The sequence below is a fragment of the Methylorubrum aminovorans genome (assembly GCF_022179725.1).
GTDB lineage: Bacteria > Pseudomonadota > Alphaproteobacteria > Rhizobiales > Beijerinckiaceae > Methylobacterium > Methylobacterium aminovorans.
Genome location: NZ_BPRC01000009.1, coordinates 1 through 16414 on the forward strand (window position 1 = coordinate 1; position 16414 = coordinate 16414).

The 16414-nt window shown below is 72.0% G+C and carries 16 protein-coding genes; all 16 read left to right on the plus strand.

The window, feature by feature from the left end; all coding sequences use genetic code 11:
- Nucleotides 1-609: 609 nt before the first annotated feature.
- The 16 genes from MFF24_RS13660 to MFF24_RS13735 all read left to right on the plus strand — a co-directional run bounded on the left by MFF24_RS13660 (nucleotide 610) and on the right by MFF24_RS13735 (nucleotide 16036).
- Nucleotides 610-885, plus strand: a complete 276-nt coding sequence (locus MFF24_RS13660; protein WP_238224934.1) for a hypothetical protein — start codon at nucleotides 610-612, stop codon at nucleotides 883-885.
- Between the two features lie 240 nt (nucleotides 886-1125).
- Complete coding sequence (locus MFF24_RS13665) at nucleotides 1126-3255, plus strand: caspase family protein (protein ID WP_238224936.1); 2130 nt, start codon at nucleotides 1126-1128, stop codon at nucleotides 3253-3255.
- Complete coding sequence (locus MFF24_RS13670; protein ID WP_238224939.1) at nucleotides 3252-4586, plus strand: hypothetical protein; 1335 nt, start codon at nucleotides 3252-3254, stop codon at nucleotides 4584-4586. Before MFF24_RS13665 ends, MFF24_RS13670 begins: the two co-directional genes overlap by 4 nt.
- Before the next feature lie 140 nt (nucleotides 4587-4726).
- Nucleotides 4727-5788: a DMP19 family protein gene (locus MFF24_RS13675; RefSeq protein WP_238225175.1), complete on the plus strand. Its 1062-nt coding sequence runs from the start codon at nucleotides 4727-4729 to the stop codon at nucleotides 5786-5788.
- A 231-nt stretch (nucleotides 5789-6019) separates the two neighbouring features.
- Nucleotides 6020-7411 (plus strand): hypothetical protein, encoded by a 1392-nt coding sequence (locus tag MFF24_RS13680; RefSeq protein ID WP_238224941.1) that lies wholly within the window; start codon nucleotides 6020-6022, stop codon nucleotides 7409-7411.
- Nucleotides 7408-7929 (plus strand): hypothetical protein, encoded by a 522-nt coding sequence (locus MFF24_RS13685; RefSeq protein ID WP_238224942.1) that lies wholly within the window; start codon nucleotides 7408-7410, stop codon nucleotides 7927-7929. The genes MFF24_RS13680 and MFF24_RS13685 overlap by 4 nt, the downstream gene beginning before the upstream one ends.
- 34 nt (nucleotides 7930-7963) lie before the next feature.
- Nucleotides 7964-9145 carry a hypothetical protein gene (locus MFF24_RS13690; RefSeq protein WP_238224943.1) on the plus strand — a complete coding sequence of 394 codons (1182 nt, stop codon included), beginning with the start codon at nucleotides 7964-7966 and terminating at the stop codon, nucleotides 9143-9145.
- An 81-nt stretch (nucleotides 9146-9226) separates the two neighbouring features.
- The gene (locus tag MFF24_RS13695) at nucleotides 9227-10219 is read left to right on the plus strand and encodes a trypsin-like serine peptidase (protein ID WP_238224944.1); all 993 of its coding nucleotides are present in this window, start codon (nucleotides 9227-9229) and stop codon (nucleotides 10217-10219) included.
- Between the two features lie 52 nt (nucleotides 10220-10271).
- A complete protein-coding gene (locus tag MFF24_RS13700; RefSeq protein ID WP_238224945.1) occupies nucleotides 10272-11153 on the plus strand; it encodes an OmpA family protein in 882 nt (293 codons plus the stop codon).
- A gap of 50 nt (nucleotides 11154-11203) precedes the next feature.
- Nucleotides 11204-12178 (plus strand): hypothetical protein, encoded by a 975-nt coding sequence (locus tag MFF24_RS13705; RefSeq protein ID WP_238224946.1) that lies wholly within the window; start codon nucleotides 11204-11206, stop codon nucleotides 12176-12178.
- Nucleotides 12179-12184: 6 nt separating this feature from the next.
- A complete protein-coding gene (locus tag MFF24_RS13710; protein WP_238224947.1) occupies nucleotides 12185-12538 on the plus strand; it encodes a hypothetical protein in 354 nt (117 codons plus the stop codon).
- The gene (locus tag MFF24_RS13715) at nucleotides 12535-13536 is read left to right on the plus strand and encodes a hypothetical protein (RefSeq protein WP_238224949.1); all 1002 of its coding nucleotides are present in this window, start codon (nucleotides 12535-12537) and stop codon (nucleotides 13534-13536) included. The genes MFF24_RS13710 and MFF24_RS13715 overlap by 4 nt, the downstream gene beginning before the upstream one ends.
- A gap of 192 nt (nucleotides 13537-13728) precedes the next feature.
- On the plus strand, nucleotides 13729-14493 hold the full coding sequence (locus MFF24_RS13720) for a hypothetical protein (RefSeq protein WP_238224950.1): 765 nt from the start codon (nucleotides 13729-13731) through the stop codon (nucleotides 14491-14493).
- A 73-nt stretch (nucleotides 14494-14566) separates the two neighbouring features.
- Nucleotides 14567-14992, plus strand: a complete 426-nt coding sequence (locus tag MFF24_RS13725) for a hypothetical protein (protein ID WP_238224951.1) — start codon at nucleotides 14567-14569, stop codon at nucleotides 14990-14992.
- Between the two features lie 133 nt (nucleotides 14993-15125).
- Nucleotides 15126-15389, plus strand: a complete 264-nt coding sequence (locus tag MFF24_RS13730; RefSeq protein ID WP_108938792.1) for a hypothetical protein — start codon at nucleotides 15126-15128, stop codon at nucleotides 15387-15389.
- Between the two features lie 59 nt (nucleotides 15390-15448).
- Complete coding sequence (locus MFF24_RS13735; RefSeq protein ID WP_238224952.1) at nucleotides 15449-16036, plus strand: hypothetical protein; 588 nt, start codon at nucleotides 15449-15451, stop codon at nucleotides 16034-16036.
- The last annotated feature ends 378 nt before the right edge of the window (nucleotides 16037-16414 follow it).

A 16414-nucleotide genomic window follows, 5' to 3' on the forward strand; every position in this document is an offset into this window, starting at 1 on the left:
CCGATCCAGTCACCCGGATCAGCTCCGCTCCACCAACAATCCCGAAGACCGCCAGAACCCCCGCCCCACCAACCGGTGGACCGCGGCGCCCCGTCGGTGAAAATGGGTATAGGGAGCCCGGCGACCGACGTCAATCGGAAAATCGCGAAAAGCGCGGGGGACGCCGTCAGGAGGCGTTCTCTCGCTTCGGAGCGGCATCCTGTACGCAAGGTATTCTTACACCTCGGGCGCTCGCTCGCGAGAGCGCGGTCGATTGCCATCCCTCCAGCGATCGCTCCTATTCTTGGCGCGGCTCGATTCCGGAGTCTCGGTTTCGCTGCCTCGCGGACAGGTAGCCGGTGCCATCTTCGACGTAGGGCGCCACGCTCTCGACCTGCAGGCGCCTCCACCGGTCCGGCGGACCGCAACCGAGTGCGCCGTGTCTTCCTCCGTGCCTTCGGTCATCGGCCGCAGAATCTGCTCACGATCGAGGGGCCGGAAACCACGGTTGCCTGAGCGGAAACGCGGTCTCGACGAATCTTTTTTCGGCCGCATGTCGCGAAAAGCGGACTGTCGCTCCCATGCCCCTTGCGAGGGCGGAAAGAAGCCGCCCGATCAAGGAGATGCGACATGAACAAAGTGATGATCCTCGCGCTCGTCGGCGCCGGCCTCTCGGGGGCCGGACTCTTGGGCGCCGCGCCCTCCGCCTTCGCCCAGGAAGGCACCGCGCCGACCGGCAGTCAGGAGTTCATCGGCGTCGATCTCGACAATGGCGGCGTCTATTACAACGGGCGCAATTCCGGCCGGTACTGTCTCTACCGCACGGTCGAGGTGTTCAACCGCTACACCGGCTATGTCGAGCCGCGCCGCGTGCGCCGCTGCGGCCGCGGCCTCTACCTGCCGTAGGGAGGCGCCGCGATGCTGACTGCTGTCTCACCGCTCCATCTCGCCGCCCTCGGCCTCATCCTCACGCTGTTTGCCGGGGGCTGAGCCTCGCCCGGCTCGCGCCGGGCGGGCACGGATGCACACAACGCGACATTGTTTCCCAGCCACCGAGCGGCTACCCCTGCGCAGCGTCCGAGCGCGGACGCGCCCCGCTCCAAGGATGACAGCCTCGGTCCGCGAACCGAGAGGAGGACGATCCGCATGCCGAGACAGGCCACGGTCATCGCCGCGCGCGGAGCCATCCGCAGATCCGTCCGCAGATCCGTCCACCTGGCCGCGCTCCTCCTGGCCGCCGGCCTCGGCATCGCCGCGACGGTCCGGATCGCGCCGGCTCAAGGCGCGCCCGAGGCGGCGCCCTTCGCCGACAACGCCGATTCGGTCGCGGTGGTGATCGGCAACCGCAGCTACAAGCAGACGGTCCCGGTCGATTTCGCCCACAACGACGCCGAGGCGATCCGCGCCTACCTGATCGAGCGCCTCGGCTATCGCGACACCAACGTCTTCATCCTGAAGGACGCGACCCTCAACGAGTTCAACCAAGTCTTCGGCACCGAGCGCAACCCGCAATCGGGCCGGCTCTGGCGCAGCGTGCGCGAGGGCCGCTCCAACGTGTTCGTCTACTATTCCGGCCACGGCGTGCCGGATCTCGCGACCAAGCAGCCCTTCCTGCTGCCGGAGGACGGCAACCCGAACCAGGGCGAGAGCGGCTATTCCCTCGAGACCCTCTACCGAAACCTCGACCTCGTGAAGCGCAAGATCGGCTCCGAGCGCCAGCTCGTGGTCATGGTCGATGCCTGCTTCACCGGAGAGACCGGTCGCAAGGGCGAGAGTCTGCTCGCCGTCTCGGCACCCGGTTTTGCCCCGGCCCGGCCGAAGGCGGAAAGCGGAATCACGCGCCTCATTGCCACCTCGGGCGCGACGCCGGCAAACTGGGACGAGTCGAACCGGCTCGGGCTTCTCACCAGCCGCTTCCTGATGGGCGTCTCGGGCCTCGCCGATGCCAAGGACGGGCAAGGCAACGGCGACGGGCTGATCCAGTGGCCGGAGCTGAAGGGCTACCTGCGCCGCGAGGTCGAGGAGGCGGCGCGCCGCGCCTCGGGCCGGGAGCAGGTGCCGGAGATCGACGATGCGTCGATCGTGGTGAAGGCCTCGCTTCCCGTCGCGGCGGTGGCCGGCGGCGTCGCGGCGATCCGCGACGAGGCGGCGTGGCGGCGCGCCGAGACGCTCGGCACCCGCGAGGCGTTCGAAGCCTATGTCGGCACCTGCGGCGAGGCCTGCGCCTACCGCGCCCAGGCGATGGACCGGCTGCTCGCCGGCCGCAAGCGTGACGCGGCGGCGATCGACCAGGAGAACTGGGCGAAGTTCGGGGCGCAGCGGCAATACCAGGCCTATCTCGATTCCTGCGGCGAGACCTGCGCCTATCGCAGCCTCGCGGAGGGCTATCTCGGCGGCACGAACCCGAGCAGCGATCCGCGGGTGAAGCGCTGCGACGAGTTGGCCGCCGGCACCGATGATCCCGACCGGCCGAAAGGCGTGCCGGGGGTGAAGCTCGGACGGATCGAGGCGTCGGCCGCCATCGAGGCCTGCCGCGGGGCGTCCGCCGCCTACCCGCAATTGCGCCGCCTCGCCTATCAGCTGGGCCGCGCCTACGACCGGGCCGACCGCTCCAAGGAGGCGTTCGCGGCCTACGACCGGGCGGCCAAGGCCGGCAGCGTCTCGGCGATGAACAATCTCGCCACGCTCTACGAGAACGGCCAGGGCGTGAAGCGCGCTCAGGCTGAGGCCTACCGCCTCTACCGGCAGGCGGGCGAGGCCGGGAACGTGGTGGCGCTCGCCAACGCCGCGCGGATGCTCGAATACGGCAACGGCATCCCTAAGAACGAGGCGGAGGCGGTTGCGCTTTACAAGCGCGCGGTGGCGGGCGGCGACGTGCCCTCGATCTCGAAGCTGGTGCCACACTACGCCACCGGTACCTACGGATTCCCGAAGGACCTGCGCCAGGGCTTCGACCTGTTCCGACAGGCAGCGGACAAGGGCGATCCCGTCGCCATGGCGACGATGGCGACGCTGATCGACAACGGCTTCGGCCGCTACTTTCCCGGCACGCGCTCCGCCGACATTGTGCTGCGGGCGCTCAAGCGCGGCGAACTCGGCGCGGCCTCGGTCTCGGCGACCGACACGGCGGCGCAGAAGCTGAAGCCGGAGACGATCCGCACCGTGCAGCGGGCGGTGAAGGACGCCGACTACTATTCGGGCGCCCTCGACGGTCGCTTCAACCCGGTCTTCGTCCGCGCCCTCGACCAATACGCCCGAGCGAACGAGGCGGAATGAGGCCCCTCCTCCTTGCCGTCCTCTTCGCCCTGCCCGCGGCTGCCCACGCCGATCCGACCACCGCCACGCTCAGCCCCTTCCTCGACGCGGTGGCGGCCTGCGCCGGTCGGCCCGACCTGACGCTCGCCGTGATCGGCGTCGAACCGGGCCAGACGGCGCTCTCGCGCGAGCAGGCCGAGGAGGTGCGCCTCGCGGTCGAGAGCCGGCTTCAGGCCACCGGCCGCGTGCGGCTCGCCCCCGCTGCCGACGTGGTGCGGATCAAGGGCTTGCGCGAAGGCACGACCGGATTGTTGGGTGCGGAGGCCGAGGCGCAGATCCGTGCGGCCTTCTCAGGTGATGCCAGCGTGTTCCTGGTGGAACCGCGCCGGGCCGGCGAGACCGCGGCGCTGCGACTCCAGGCGATCACCCGCAACGCCGCCTGCAAGGCGACGAGCGAGCCCCTCATCCTGCCGATCCGCGTCGGGGCCGGTGTCGCCGACATCGACGCGGTGATGGAGAGTGCGGTGAAGGCCTTCGCGGGGATGGCGCCGAACGCCGGCACGGTCGAGGTCTGCCCCTTCGTCGCGGAAGGAGGCCACTCGACCTGCGCCGGGGTCCTCACCGATCGCCTCGTCATCGCGCTGGACGCCGAGGCGCGCGCGCCCAACCGCATCCTGAAGGGCGCCCGCCTCGACGTGCGCCGGACTCCGCCCGGCACCGCCTGCGCCGGGGCGCTCACCGCGCGCGGCCGCTTCCTTACCGATCAGAACCGGCAATCCTTTATGGAGCTGGAATTCCAGCGCGACGGTGCGGTGCTGGCCCCGACCGGGCGCCGGCGGATCGGGATCGAGGGTCTCGGCTGTGACCCGACCCCGCGGCCCTTCCTCGACCATCTGGCAGCGACCGCCCGCACCGATGCCGGGCGCCTGACGGTCGCGGCCACCGCCACGCCGTTCTCGGCCGGGCAGCGCCTGGAGATGCGCATCGAGGCGCGCGCCCGGCAGAACCTCTATTGCTGGGTTGTCGCTCCCGACGAGACCGCCTTCGTCGCACTGCCGGTGCGCGACAACGCCGCCTCGGCGGCCCCGCTCAAACCTGGCGAGGCGAAGCGCTACCCGCGCGGCTACGGCCTCGACGAGATCGTGGCGGGCGAGCCGTTCGAGAACCTGTTCGCCTGCTTTGGCGTCGAGGGCGGCCTGCCGCCGGAACTCGCCGCGCGTTGGCTCGCCGCGGCGCCGGGCGCGGACGGCGAGGCGAAGCTGCTTCAGCCCCCCGACGTGCTCGATCTCCTGGACAAGATCCGCGCAACGCCCGGCGTGACCGAGGCCACCGCGCGGATCGTGGTGCGGTGATGCGGCGTCACAGAAATGGGGCCGGCATGGCGGATCGGGCGAAGGGTCTGGGTCACACGGGAGCAGGAAGGCCGCCTCGCCGTTCCGGACGCTCCGGGGTCTCCTTTTCGCGGCGGCGCGCCGGGCTCGTAGGTCTGGTGATGGTCGGCCTCCTGAGCGTCGCGGCCGGTCCGCCGGCCTTGAGCTGCGACCTCGACGCCCTCCGGCACTACCCGATGACCAAGGCACTCGAGAACCGGGCGGTGCCGCTTCGGATGCCCGACCTGTTCTTCACGTCCGACAGGCGCCCGGATTTCGATCGCTTCTCCCTGGACGCGGCCGGGGCGGCCGAAATGCGGGCCGCCCTCGCGCGGGGGCTGGCGACCTTCGCGCCCGCAGAGCGGCCCGTGCTGATGCTGGCCGCGCTCGATCACTGGACGAGCGGTGCAACCGGCCTGAAGGGCTTCTTCGTCCTCTCCGACAGCGTCTTCCTCGAAGACGCTCTCCAGGCCCTCGACGCGGAGGGACTTCCCGCGCACGCCGCGCTGCTGCGCGAGGGCGCGGCCCTGTTCGGCCCGGATTATGGCGGCAGCCAGGCCCGGCGCTACGCCCGCTGGAGCGACGGCCACGGCGAGATCCGCGACGCAGCGCTCGATGCCGCTCTCGACCGCCTGTCCGAGCGCTTCCGCGCCCTGCCGCCCCTCCTCGACGAAGCGGTGGCGCGGATCGCCCGCGCACCGGACCTCACGGCGCTTTACGAGCCGCTGCGATCGGGCGCGGACGACGACGACCGCCTCGCCTACCTCACCGGTGGGCTCTGGACGTGCCTGAACCACTACGACGCGCCCGCTGCGGTCGCGGCCCGCCTGGCCGCCCTGCCGGTGGCGCATGCGCGGATCATCGCGGTGCGCATCTTCGAGGCGGAGATGCTGAACGGCTCGGTGCACCAGGCCTTCTTCAACTCGTCGGGCGTGCTTGCCCCCGACGTGGTCGAGGCGCTGAAGGCGATGAACCTGCCCAAGCACGCCGCCGCGATCGAGCGCGGCATCGCGATGTTCCCGAAGCCCTATCCGCGCGACACCGAGGCACGCCGGGCCTTCATGGGGCGGCAGAACGAGGCCTTCGATACGGCGCTCGGCGACCTGACCGGCGACGTGGATGACGGAGCGATGCACGCGGCGATGATCGCCACCGCCCGCGCGGCCGACATCCTGCCGAGGTGACAGCCGTAGGCGGCCGCCAACACCCCGTTCGAGAGACGCCGCACTCCGCGTCGTCGTGGCGATGCGATCCGTGATTCTGCCCCCGCGAGCCCGGATCGCGCTCTGGCCGGCCCATGCCGCGGGTGGGCCGCGCGCGGCACCGGAGGGTGACGGATGGCCGGGCTCGGGATAACCATACGACGAATCGAGGGATCGCAAGGGGTTGCGCGGCGCCCCGGCATCGGGAGGCGCATGACCGGCGGATATGACGAGCGCTGCGCGGCCGATCTGGCCGCCGTCTGCGACGGCCGCGACCTCTCCCGCGAGGATCGCGCCTGGCTCGCCCGCGTCGTCACCGGGGCCGTGCGCCCGAACCGCGACAAGCCGCTCTGGGACCTCGCCCACGCGCTCGCCGCCCTGGCCCGTGCGACGGGCGCGGTCAGCGGGCGCGACCTCGTCACCCTGGCGCTCGATCCCGGCCTCGCCACCGCCTCGGCCGTGACCGCGCGCTTCTCCGGAAGCGTCGCCGCCGACACCCGCGGCCCCGTGCTCGGCGAGACGTGGGGCACGAGTTGGGCTGGGCTCGCGCGACTGCTGGCGCTCGCCGAGTTCGTGCTGACGGCCGAGGATCTCGCGCAGTTTTCCGCCGTTACGGGCTGGCTCGACGAACTGGCGGCCGCGCCCGATGCAGAGGGTGCGGTCTTCCTGGCCAAGCGCCTCGCTCGACATCTGACCGCCTACCGCAACGCCCACCTGCCGCTGGCACCGCTGGAGCGCCGCTTCCGCGCGATCCTCGGCTTCCTGGCCGGGCGCAAAACCTTCAGCGACGACGATATCCTCGGCTTCTGGCGCAGCGAGATGGAGGCGGGTGAGCGGCCGGGCTTCCGCACGGTCGCCGAATATTTCGTGACCTTCGAGGCAGGGGCCCATCTCGTCGGCGGCTTGGAGGGGCTCTCCGCTCCCATCTCCCTCGACGCCCATGCGGGCTGGGAGGAGCGGCTCGACGCCGCGTTCGGCGACCTCGCCGCCTCCGAGCCGGCCGAAACGCTCGTGGCCCTGCTCGCCGACTGGCCGGAGGGCCCGAAAATCCTCACAGGCGCCGAGCGAGAGGATCTGACCGACCTCCTGCGCCTCGAACCCTTCCACCGCACCCGCCCGCTGACGACGCTCAGGGCCGCGAGCTTCGGGCGGGTTCAATCGGGCATCGCCAACCGCCTGCGCCGGGGCGGCGGCGGCGCCGAGGTCGCCGAGCGGGCGACCTGCACGGATGCCGAGAGCTACGCGGCGCTGCAGGAGCGGGCCGGCACGCTCGCGGCCCATCTCGGCCGGATGCTGCGCATCGCGGCGACCCTGCGCATCGCCGAGCGCGACGGTCTCGGCCCTGAGACACGCGCCGCTTTGGAGGCGGCAGAGGCGGATCTGCGCCGGGTGCGCCGGGCCGGCTTCGAGGACCGCGCCGCGCTCGCCGCGGGTTTCGCCGCCGCCGAGACCGCGCTCCTACGCCTTTCCGAGGAGGCCGACCGACTGGAACGGGCGCTCGCGGGCCTCGCCCGGCAGCGCCCGCTCGACGCGGCCTTCGTTGCGGATCAGTCGGTCTTCGCGGCCGCCTTCGCGACGGCCTATGCCGGGGAGGCCGCCGCGTGAGCGACGAGGCCCGCTTGCTCGCCGAACTCCATGCCGCCCGCGCGCTGATGCGGGTGCCGGCGCCCGTTTCCCAACCCGGTCAGATCGACCGGCCGCGCCACGCCGCCCTCTGGGCGCATGCCAACCGGGAGCCCGGAAGCCCGGTCGATCTCACGGTCGTCCGGGCGATCCGCTCCGATCCCGAAACCGCGCGGCGCTACCGCACGCTGCTCGGCGCGCAATCGCTCGCCCATGCGCCGCTGGCTGCGGCGGCTTCGGATGGGGCGTTGTCGCGGCGCCGCATCGGTCCATTCGAGCTTGAGATTCTGGAGGGCACGCCCCCGCTCCTGATCCTGCGCGGACCGGACGCGGCGATGCCACGGCGGATCGAGGCTTGGCTCGGCGACGAGGCGGTGCGGCTCGATCTCGGCGCGCCGGTTGACGGCGCGATCCTGCTCGCGCTCGATCCGGCCGTTGCCGAGGCCGACCGGCTCGGGCAGATGCTGCGCGACCCCGCCTGCGCGGTGTTCCTGCTGTGAGACACCGAACCGTTCCCCGGCGGATCACGCGCGCATGACGGCTCCGTCGGTCCTCGTCGTCATCCCGACCACAGGCGGGCCGCTCCGTCTGCGGTCGCTGACCCCGCGCCCCGGCCTGCCGGCACCGGCCGCCTTCGCCGATGGCGACTACCGCCCCCTGCCCTGGTCCGGCGATTATGGCCGCCTCTGCGCACCCGGCGGGCCCGTCGCCCGGCTCGGCGGCAAGGCCGGTGCGCCGCACGAATTGCGGTTGTCCGGCTCGTTCGATGCCGGCCGCTCCTGGGAGGTGCCGGTCTGCCTTGCCCACGGCCTCTCCGCACGCGGCGCCCGCTTCGTCGGCGAGCCGGCGCAGGCCGACCTGATCCTCTGGGCGACCGGCGCGGTCGATCGCGATCTCACCCTGGTCCCCGGCGACTACGCGCTCCTCGACAAGATCGAGCGCTCTCGCGCTCTGCTCGCCGAGGCGCCGGACGTCTCGCTCGCAATCCTACTGCCGGAGGGGCCGGAGCGGACGGAGGCCGAGGCCGCCTTCCGCGCCCTCGGCCGATCCGGAGCCTTGCGGATCCTGCCGGCCGGAGATGTGCCGGCCGCCGTGGAAGCGTTGACCCGGCCCAACGGCGCGGACCTGCCGAAGCCGCAGAGACGCGGGCGGCGTCTCGTCCTGACGGCGGGCGCTGCCGCCGCGGCTTGCCTCGCCGGTTTCATCGGATTCATCGCACTGGGTGCTCGGCAGGCCCCCGTCATCGGCGCCGCGAGCGATCCCGCCACCGGCGTCGCCTCGGCCGATCCAGCGCGCAGAGCGGAGACCGCCCCCCCTACCCCGACTGTTGTGGAAGAGCCAACTGCGAAGAAATCGTCCGCGATCCGCATCGAGGAATTGCGGGCGCCGCCCGGCTCGTCCTGCCGCCGCGTGGCCTTCGGCGCCGACCCGCCCGAGCGCCGTCCCGTCGCGTCGGAGAACGGAGGCCGCCTGACCCCGACCCGGCTCTTACCCGACCTGTGCGGGCTCGCCATCGCGGCAGCGCCGGGACTGCGGCTCGAGATCGGGCCCGAGCTGCGCGCCGCCGCCCTGCCCCCGGTGCAGCTCGCCGACGGGGCGCAGGGCTTCTTCCTGCGCGAGGGCGGCCGGCAGAACCTCGTCTACGCAGTCCAAGCCTTGCCGGAGACCGGCACCACGCGGCCGGGCGAGCGACTCGTCCACGCCCTGACCCGCTGATGGGCGTGTCTTCCGCAAGTTGTGATTTTTGACCTAATCATCCGGGCCGGGCATACGACCCGGACGGGAAGGAGGGAGACGATGGTCCCGATTCGCCGCAGATGCCGGCCCGCAACGGCTGCTGCCTGCCTGCTGCTCGCTCCTTTCGCGGCCGATTCCGTGCTTGCGCAGACCGTCGGCTTCGACCCCGCCGATTACGGCCGGGCGCAGTTGCCTCTGCGCCAGACGACCGGCGACGCGGCGGCCTATGTCGATCAGAACAAGGGCGCCTTCGAGCCGATCAGCGAACTCGACCCGAAGGACGGCCTCGCCGCCCTGGCCCGGCCGATCGGCCGCGTCGACATCGTGCTGCGCAACGCCCGCACCGGCCAGCAGGTCGGCGCCTCCTGCACCGGCGCGCTGCTGCCCGGCGACTACGTGCTGACCAACCACCACTGTCTGCCGCAATCGGGCGACCTGACCCCGGTCAAGGCGTCGATCCTGATGGATTACTTGACGCTCGACGGCAAAGGCGCGCGCCGCTTCGAGATCGACCCGAAGCCGGTCGAGTTCGACGCCCGCCTCGACTACGCGCTCGCCCGCGTCGCCGGGAACCCGAGTGCCGCCTACGGCGCCGTCCGGCTCTCGGGCGAGGCCGTGCCCGGCAACCGCTCGATGCTGGTGATCCACCACCCCCTCGGGCGGCCGAAGGTGATGAGCCGCTTCCGCTGCTTCGCGATGAAGGATCAGGCCGAGGGGCCGGATCTGCGCCACCGCTGCGACACGCTGGGCGGCTCCTCCGGCTCGCTGATGTTCGACGCGTCCGTGGCCGGCATCGCCCTGCACAAGGAGGGCGGGCTCGATCCCAAGGACCCGTCGAGCTTCAACAAGGCCACGCGGCTCTCGGCGATCCTCGGGCGCAGCCGCATCCTGTCCGAGATCGCCGCCGCCCAGGGCCGCCCGGTCGCCGCTTCGTCTGCCGGTGACGCGCCGTCCAAAGCGGGTGCGGCACCCACCGCCAAATCCGCTGCCAGCCCGCCCGCGGACGGACCGCTCGACCCTGCGAGCATGAACGCGATCCTGCGCGGGCGCTGAGATTTTGTTCGAGAGCAGGCGGCGAAAGCCCGTCTGCCGGGACCAGAGATGCGTGAGACGGGGCCGCGGCAAGGCCCATGAGATGGAGACGGACGCCATGGGGGCAATCGAACGGAACGCACGCGGCGGTACGGCACGCACCGGCGTGACGACGGCACGGCCGTCGCGCCTGGGCCTCCTGCTGGCGGCGGGCCTCGTCCTCGCCCTCACGCCCGCCCGCGCCAACCCGCTCACCGAAGTGCCGGGCGCCCGCCCGCCTGACGCGAAGGCGGAGGCGCCCCCGGCCCGCGACGAGGCGACGGAGCGGGCCGAGGCCGGGGCCGTGAACCCCTCGGCGAACGCGATCATCCGCTCGCTCGCCCCCTTCGCCGACGGCAATCCGGGCCGTCCCGCCGCGCCGGTCGCGGTGTCCCCCGGCGATGGCGGTCCGAGCCTGCGGGTCGACCCCGCCCGCTCGGTCGATCTCACCGTGTTCTTCGCCTACGACAGCGCCCGCCTGACGCCCGAGGCGCAGGTTCAGCTCGAACCGCTGGGCCAGGCGCTGCAGGCCCGCGAACTCGCCGGCCACGGCTTCCTCATCGCCGGGCACACCGATGCCGCGGGCGGACTCGGCTACAACCGGCGCCTGTCGCTCGCCCGCGCCCGCAGCGTGAAGGCCCATCTCGTCGAGACCTACGGCATCGATCCGCGCCGTCTGCGCATCCACGGCTGGGGGCCTGTCCGCCCCAAGGATCCGTCCCAGCCCTTCGCGCGGATCAACCGGCGGGTCGAGGTGAGCCTGATCGCGCCTGCGCCGAGCGGCGCCCTGCGCTTCATCCTGCCGGCCTCCGAGCGGACCTGCACGGCCGAGCCTCTCGGCGATCCCCGCCGGCAGGTGCCGCTGGACCTCGACGATTTCGGCGCGGCGCCGACGCCGCTGCCCTGCACCGACTGAACCTCCCGACGCCCAATCCGACACACGAACCGACAGACAGGATGTTTATGATGCTGCGCGCCCGCGCCCGAACATGGGTCTCGACTTTCGCCGCCCTCACCCTGATCGGTGGTGCGCTCCTCGGCCTCGCCGCGCCGGCGCAGGCCCAGACCCGGCCCAACATCGTCGTGATGGGCGAGGATGCCGACGAGGATTCCGTGCCCCGCGGCAACCGCATCTTCCAGCGCGTCATCGCCGAACTCTCGGAGACGATGAACCTGCGCGGCTACAACGTCTACGACGAGACGGCGGTGGCGATGGGGATCACCCAGGCCAACCGGGTCCGCCGCCGCGACGCGGAGCTGATCGAGGTCGCCCGCGCGGTTCAGAACCCGCCGCTTGACGTGGTGGCGGTGTTCCAAGTCTACGCCTCGGCCTCGAAATCCGCCTATTCCGACATCGTGCGGCCGGAGGTGCGCATCCCCGGCCGGCTCCTCAACGTGCGTACCGGGCAGTCGCTCGGCGCCTTCGAGGTGGCGGGGCTGCAGCTTCCGCCCCTGCCCCAGGGCTGCGACCGGGAATGCCTGCTCGAACGGGTCGGCGCTGAGGCCAAGAGCATCGCCGCCGACGTGGCGGGCGCGCTCACATCCAAGCTCGACGGCGTGATCGCGCCCCGCCGCGCCGCCGATGCCGGCGCGCCACCGGCCACGCTGCCGAATGCCCTGCCCGGCGCCGAGCCTCCGCCCGCCACCGCGGCCGGTGGCGAATCGTGCGGCGGCCTGCCGACGGCCTATGTCGTGCGCCTCACCGGCTTCTCGCCGCAGGAGGTGCAGGCGGCCGAGGAGTACATGGCCGCCTTCCGCTGCTACGAGCACCACCGCCCGGTGCGCTCGGGCGGGGCCACCGCCGAGTACTGGTACGAGACCCGCTCCGACTCGGCCCGGCTCGGCCGCAACCTGCGGCTGATGCTGGAGCACATGAGCGCGCCGGGGCAGGTCCAGTTCTCCGGCAACACCTTCGTCGTCAGCCGCGTCGCCACCCGCTGATCCCCTGTGTCGGACCCAGCCGAAGCAGCCGCGCAGATGGGCTGGGAGCGGGCCGGAGCCACGGTCGAGCGCGTCGCCGCCGAGGCGGCGATCCCGGCGCGGACCGTCGCCCACGCTCGCAGCCTCGTCGCCCACGCCACCGGGCGCTGGCCGGCGCCCGACGCCGTCCAGCCCGGCTACTGGCCGACACTCTGCCTGACCTGGCCGGCCCTCGAGATCGAGATCCACGACGACCGGTTCGAACTCTACCGGTTCGGGCCGAACGCCACGCAGATCCGCGAGTGGCACTGCGGCCCGGATGCCCCCGCAGCCGATACCCTCGACGCTCTTCTGGACGCCGCCTTCGGAGAAACCGCATGACGGATCGCAACCCGCTGCACCGTTTCTTCGCCCGCCTCCGTCCCGACCGATGGGCGCGGCGGGGCCTGCTCGCCGGGCTGATATCGGCCCTGACGGCCAGTTCCGCGCCGGTCCTCGCGGCCGAGCCGGTCTTCCCGCCCGCCGGCTCGCTCGGCCTCGCGCCGCCGCCCGGCATGACGCCGGCGGCGAGCTTTTCCGGCTTCGAGCACCGCTCCGGCGCGTCGATCGTCCTCGTCGAGATGCCGCCGGAAGCCTGGGACCAGATCAACGGGAAGTTCACCCCCGAGGCCCTGGCGCCGTCCGGCTTCCGGGTGAAGGGCGGACCCGAGCCGCTGAGCACGGCAGGCGGCGAGGGCTTCGTCTTGCGGGGGAAGCAGGGCGCCAACGGGCTCACCTACACCAAATGGGTCGCCGTGGTGCGCGGCGCCGCCGGCACCGGCCTCGTCACCGTCCAAGTGCCCGAGACGGCAGCCAAGCAGGTCCCCGCTGCCACGGTCGAGGCGGCCCTGCGCACCATCGCATTCCGGCCCAAGGCGAGCCTTGCCGATCAGGTCGCAGCCCTGCCCTTCACCGTCGGTGACACCGCCGGGTTCCGACCGATGGGGGTGTTCGCCGGCAACGGCCTGCTCTTGACCGAGGGTCCGAAGGATGTCGATCCCGAACGCGAGCAGCCGGTGGTGATCGTCACGCCCTCGCTTGGGCAGGCACCGGTGCCGGAGGGCGCGGAAGCCGCTTATGCCCGCCGGCTCTTCACGGCGCAGAAGGATCTGACGAACGTCGTGGTCACCGACGAGGCGCGCAGCAACCGGGGCGATGCCGTCGTGGTCCGCCTGCGTGGGACCGGCACCGACACCAAGACCGGACGCAGGCTCGGCATCACCCAGACGACGGTGTTCGACGGCGGACGCACCCTGCGGGTGATCGGCTTCGCCGATGCCGGACGCGCCGACGCCCTCGACCGCGCCGAGCGCGTCGCCGCCTCGGTCGCGATGCGCTGAGCCTGCGAGCGGAGCCCGTCGCCGTCAGTGCCGGCAGGCGCCGTCGCGCCATGCCCCGCCCGCATCGAGGCAGGCATCCTGCGCCCATGCATCCCGCAGGTGCCAGACAGCCGCTGCGGCAACGGTCAGGGCCAAAGCCGAAACGATCCACCGCCTGATCGCCGTTCGCATCATCGCACCGAGAGCGCTCCCGTGACCCATCCTCACTCTATGCCCCGACCGGGCCGCTGGTCACCCGGCCTGATCCTGATGGCGCTTCTGGTCGCCACCGGATCCGCGGCGGCGCAGGATCGCGGATCGCCCGCCAAGAACGAGTGCCGGCACACGCCCTCGCTTTCGGAGGGACCGGCTCTCGGCTTCGGGCGGGTCGTTGCGGCGGGCCGCACCGCCTTCGTCAAGGATGGGCTGGCGCAGGACGGCTGCCCCGACGGAACCGCGGAATGCCGCGAGCGGGCCTATCTGGTGGCCGGAGATCCCGTGATTCTGGGAGAGCGGCGCGGCGGCTATGTCTGCGCCAGCTATCGCGGCACGAAGGGCGATCTGGCCCGAACCGGCTGGCTACCGGCCGAGGCGGTGGCGAACGAAGCGACGGCCCCTGTCGCCCTCGACGACTGGCTCGGCACCTGGACCCAGGCGGAGGGGCGCATCGCGGTGAAGCGGGGGGACAAGCCCGGCACGCTCTCCGTCACCGGCGACGCGACCTGGGGCATGGGCGATCCCGAGCGGGTGAAGCGCGGCGGCGTCCATCTCGGCGAAATTACCGGTACGGTCACGCCCGCGGGCGACGGCGCCAGCTTCGCCATGGGCGAGAGCGGCACCCTGCCGGTCGCCAAGGGTGGCGCGGACGACTGCAAGGTCTGGCTGCGGCGCCTCGGCCCCTGGCTCGTCGTGGAGGACAACCTCGCCTGCGGCGGCATGAACGTGACTTTTCGCGGCGTCTACCGGCGCGAGCCGTGACGGGGACGCCGAGTGTGACGGAGCGGGGCCTGCGCGTGCTCGGCCTCGGCGTCTGGCGGGACCGGAGCCCGTCATGATCGGACGCACGCTCCTCGCCCCGCTTGCCGTTCTGTCGGCCCTCGCCGCCTGCACACCGGCGCCGACGACGATGACGCCAGAGGCGGTCGAGGCCTTTCTCGAAACGCCGCTGCCGCCCGGCCGCCGCGACCTGCGGACCTACACCGAGGCGGGGATCGACCGCTTGGTGCTACTGCGCCTCGATGCGCCGGAGGCGGAGGCCGATGCCTTCGCCGCGCGCCTCCTGCCGGGCGGCCTCGAAGCGGGCGCCGATCCGGGACTCGGCTTGCTGAGCACGACATTCGAGGGCTGGATCGCGGTGCCGCCGGAGGGAAGCCTCGGCGGCGAGAGGCCGTATGACGGGCGGCGGTCGGTGAAGGTCGTCGTCGCCCCGGCTGGACCCGGCTGGCGGCGGGTCTGGGTCGCGAGCTTCACCCTGTGAACTGCTACCGCCGGCCCCACGTCACGCGCGACGGAAGGCCAGCGTCCGAGGACGGCCGGACGGGCAACGCGATCGATGGCGAGAGCACATCATGGATGGACAAATGCCAGACCGACCGCGACGGGGCCGGCGCATGATGCTCGCCGCGACCATCCTCGTCTGGACCCCGGCCCTGCTGTTCGCACTCGGCTTCGCGCTGGCCCACCTCACCGGCTGCCGAGTGGACGAGGGAAGCGCCCATCCCTGTCTCGTCGCCGGTATCGATATCGGCCGCCTGCTCTACACCCTGATGATGATGGGCTGGCTCGTCATCCTGATGCTGCCCGTCATGCTGCTGACACTGGTGATCTGGCTCGGCATCGGCCTGCGGGCGCTTTTCGGCGTATGGTTCTCATAATGCCGATGCCGCTCCCTCGCTGCGAGAGGCGATCGATCGTAACGCGTCGGAGGCTGTCAATGCCGAACCCTGGCCGCCTGCTCCTCGCGCTTCTCGCCTTCCTTCCCCTCTGCCTTGGCTGCACTCGGGCGCAGGAGATCGGCTTTGCCGCCGAGCGCGCCTTCCCCGTGGCGGGCGCCTGCTACGGACGGCGCTACGACGCGGACCATCTTGCCCGTCATCCAGGGCAGGTGGTGAGCGCGATCCATCTTTCGGGCTCGTCCCGCGGCCTGATCGGGTTGCGTCCGGAGGCCGGCTGGATCGATCCGGAACTCGGTCTGACGCTGCGCATCGCCTTTACCGACGGGGGATGGGCCGAGGGCGAGATCGGCTGCGCCGAGGCTGGCGGGCGCATCCGCCGCTGCGGACGCGGCGCGAGCTGCGCCGGCAGCTTCGCCGTCGATCTTCTGCCCGACGGGCGGCTGCGGATCGTCAACGACGACGCGGATTCGCGCATCGCCGAGCCGGTGGTGGGCGAGCCCGGCTTCAGCCCGGATGCGGTATGCCGGGGAAAGGGCCGCTTCGTGCCGCCGGATGCGCAGAACCGCGTCTTCCTCCTCACCCGCCTGCCCCTCTCCGCCTGCGGTCCGAAGCGGACCGGAGATTGACGATGCGCCTCACCCCTCCAACCCTTTTTCCCACGACCCCCGTGTTGCCGCGGCTGCTGGCGTCCCGGTCCGGAGAAGCAGAACCATATATTCGGGAGCTGTGCCGCGGCGCCCGTGGCGCAATGGCGACGGCACGTGCCGCTGGTTTCCCGGCGCGATGGTGGCACCCATTTTCGGGCGCCTGGAAGAGCCTGCGCGCCACCAGGGCAACGATCGTCCGTTCCGGCGCAAGAACCGCGCCAAGCAGCGCCGCCTGGGCCGCCATCTCTGTGAGGTCCGGGACGAGGAAGTGTCTCATCGCCAGCCTTGTCCTGCTGGGTACGCCTGCCCTCGCTCAGGAGATCGGCACGAGGGTCGGCGGGGAACTCGGCCAGCAAC

Bases quoted from the DNA above. Each gene is read 5' to 3' on its own strand.
- MFF24_RS13670 (WP_238224939.1), top strand. From the start codon at position 3,252: ATGAGGCCCCTCCTCCTTGCCGTCCTCTTCGCCCTGCCCGCGGCTGCC.
- MFF24_RS13660 (WP_238224934.1), top strand. From the start codon at position 610: ATGAACAAAGTGATGATCCTCGCGCTCGTCGGCGCCGGCCTCTCGGGG.
- MFF24_RS13695 (WP_238224944.1), top strand. From the start codon at position 9,227: ATGGTCCCGATTCGCCGCAGATGCCGGCCCGCAACGGCTGCTGCCTGC.
- MFF24_RS13735 (WP_238224952.1), top strand. From the start codon at position 15,449: ATGCCGAACCCTGGCCGCCTGCTCCTCGCGCTTCTCGCCTTCCTTCCC.
- MFF24_RS13690 (WP_238224943.1), top strand. From the start codon at position 7,964: ATGACGGCTCCGTCGGTCCTCGTCGTCATCCCGACCACAGGCGGGCCG.
- MFF24_RS13675 (WP_238225175.1), top strand. From the start codon at position 4,727: ATGGTCGGCCTCCTGAGCGTCGCGGCCGGTCCGCCGGCCTTGAGCTGC.
- MFF24_RS13730 (WP_108938792.1), top strand. From the start codon at position 15,126: ATGATGCTCGCCGCGACCATCCTCGTCTGGACCCCGGCCCTGCTGTTC.
- MFF24_RS13680 (WP_238224941.1), top strand. From the start codon at position 6,020: ATGACCGGCGGATATGACGAGCGCTGCGCGGCCGATCTGGCCGCCGTC.
- MFF24_RS13665 (WP_238224936.1), top strand. From the start codon at position 1,126: ATGCCGAGACAGGCCACGGTCATCGCCGCGCGCGGAGCCATCCGCAGA.
- MFF24_RS13725 (WP_238224951.1), top strand. From the start codon at position 14,567: ATGATCGGACGCACGCTCCTCGCCCCGCTTGCCGTTCTGTCGGCCCTC.
- MFF24_RS13705 (WP_238224946.1), top strand. From the start codon at position 11,204: ATGCTGCGCGCCCGCGCCCGAACATGGGTCTCGACTTTCGCCGCCCTC.
- MFF24_RS13715 (WP_238224949.1), top strand. From the start codon at position 12,535: ATGACGGATCGCAACCCGCTGCACCGTTTCTTCGCCCGCCTCCGTCCC.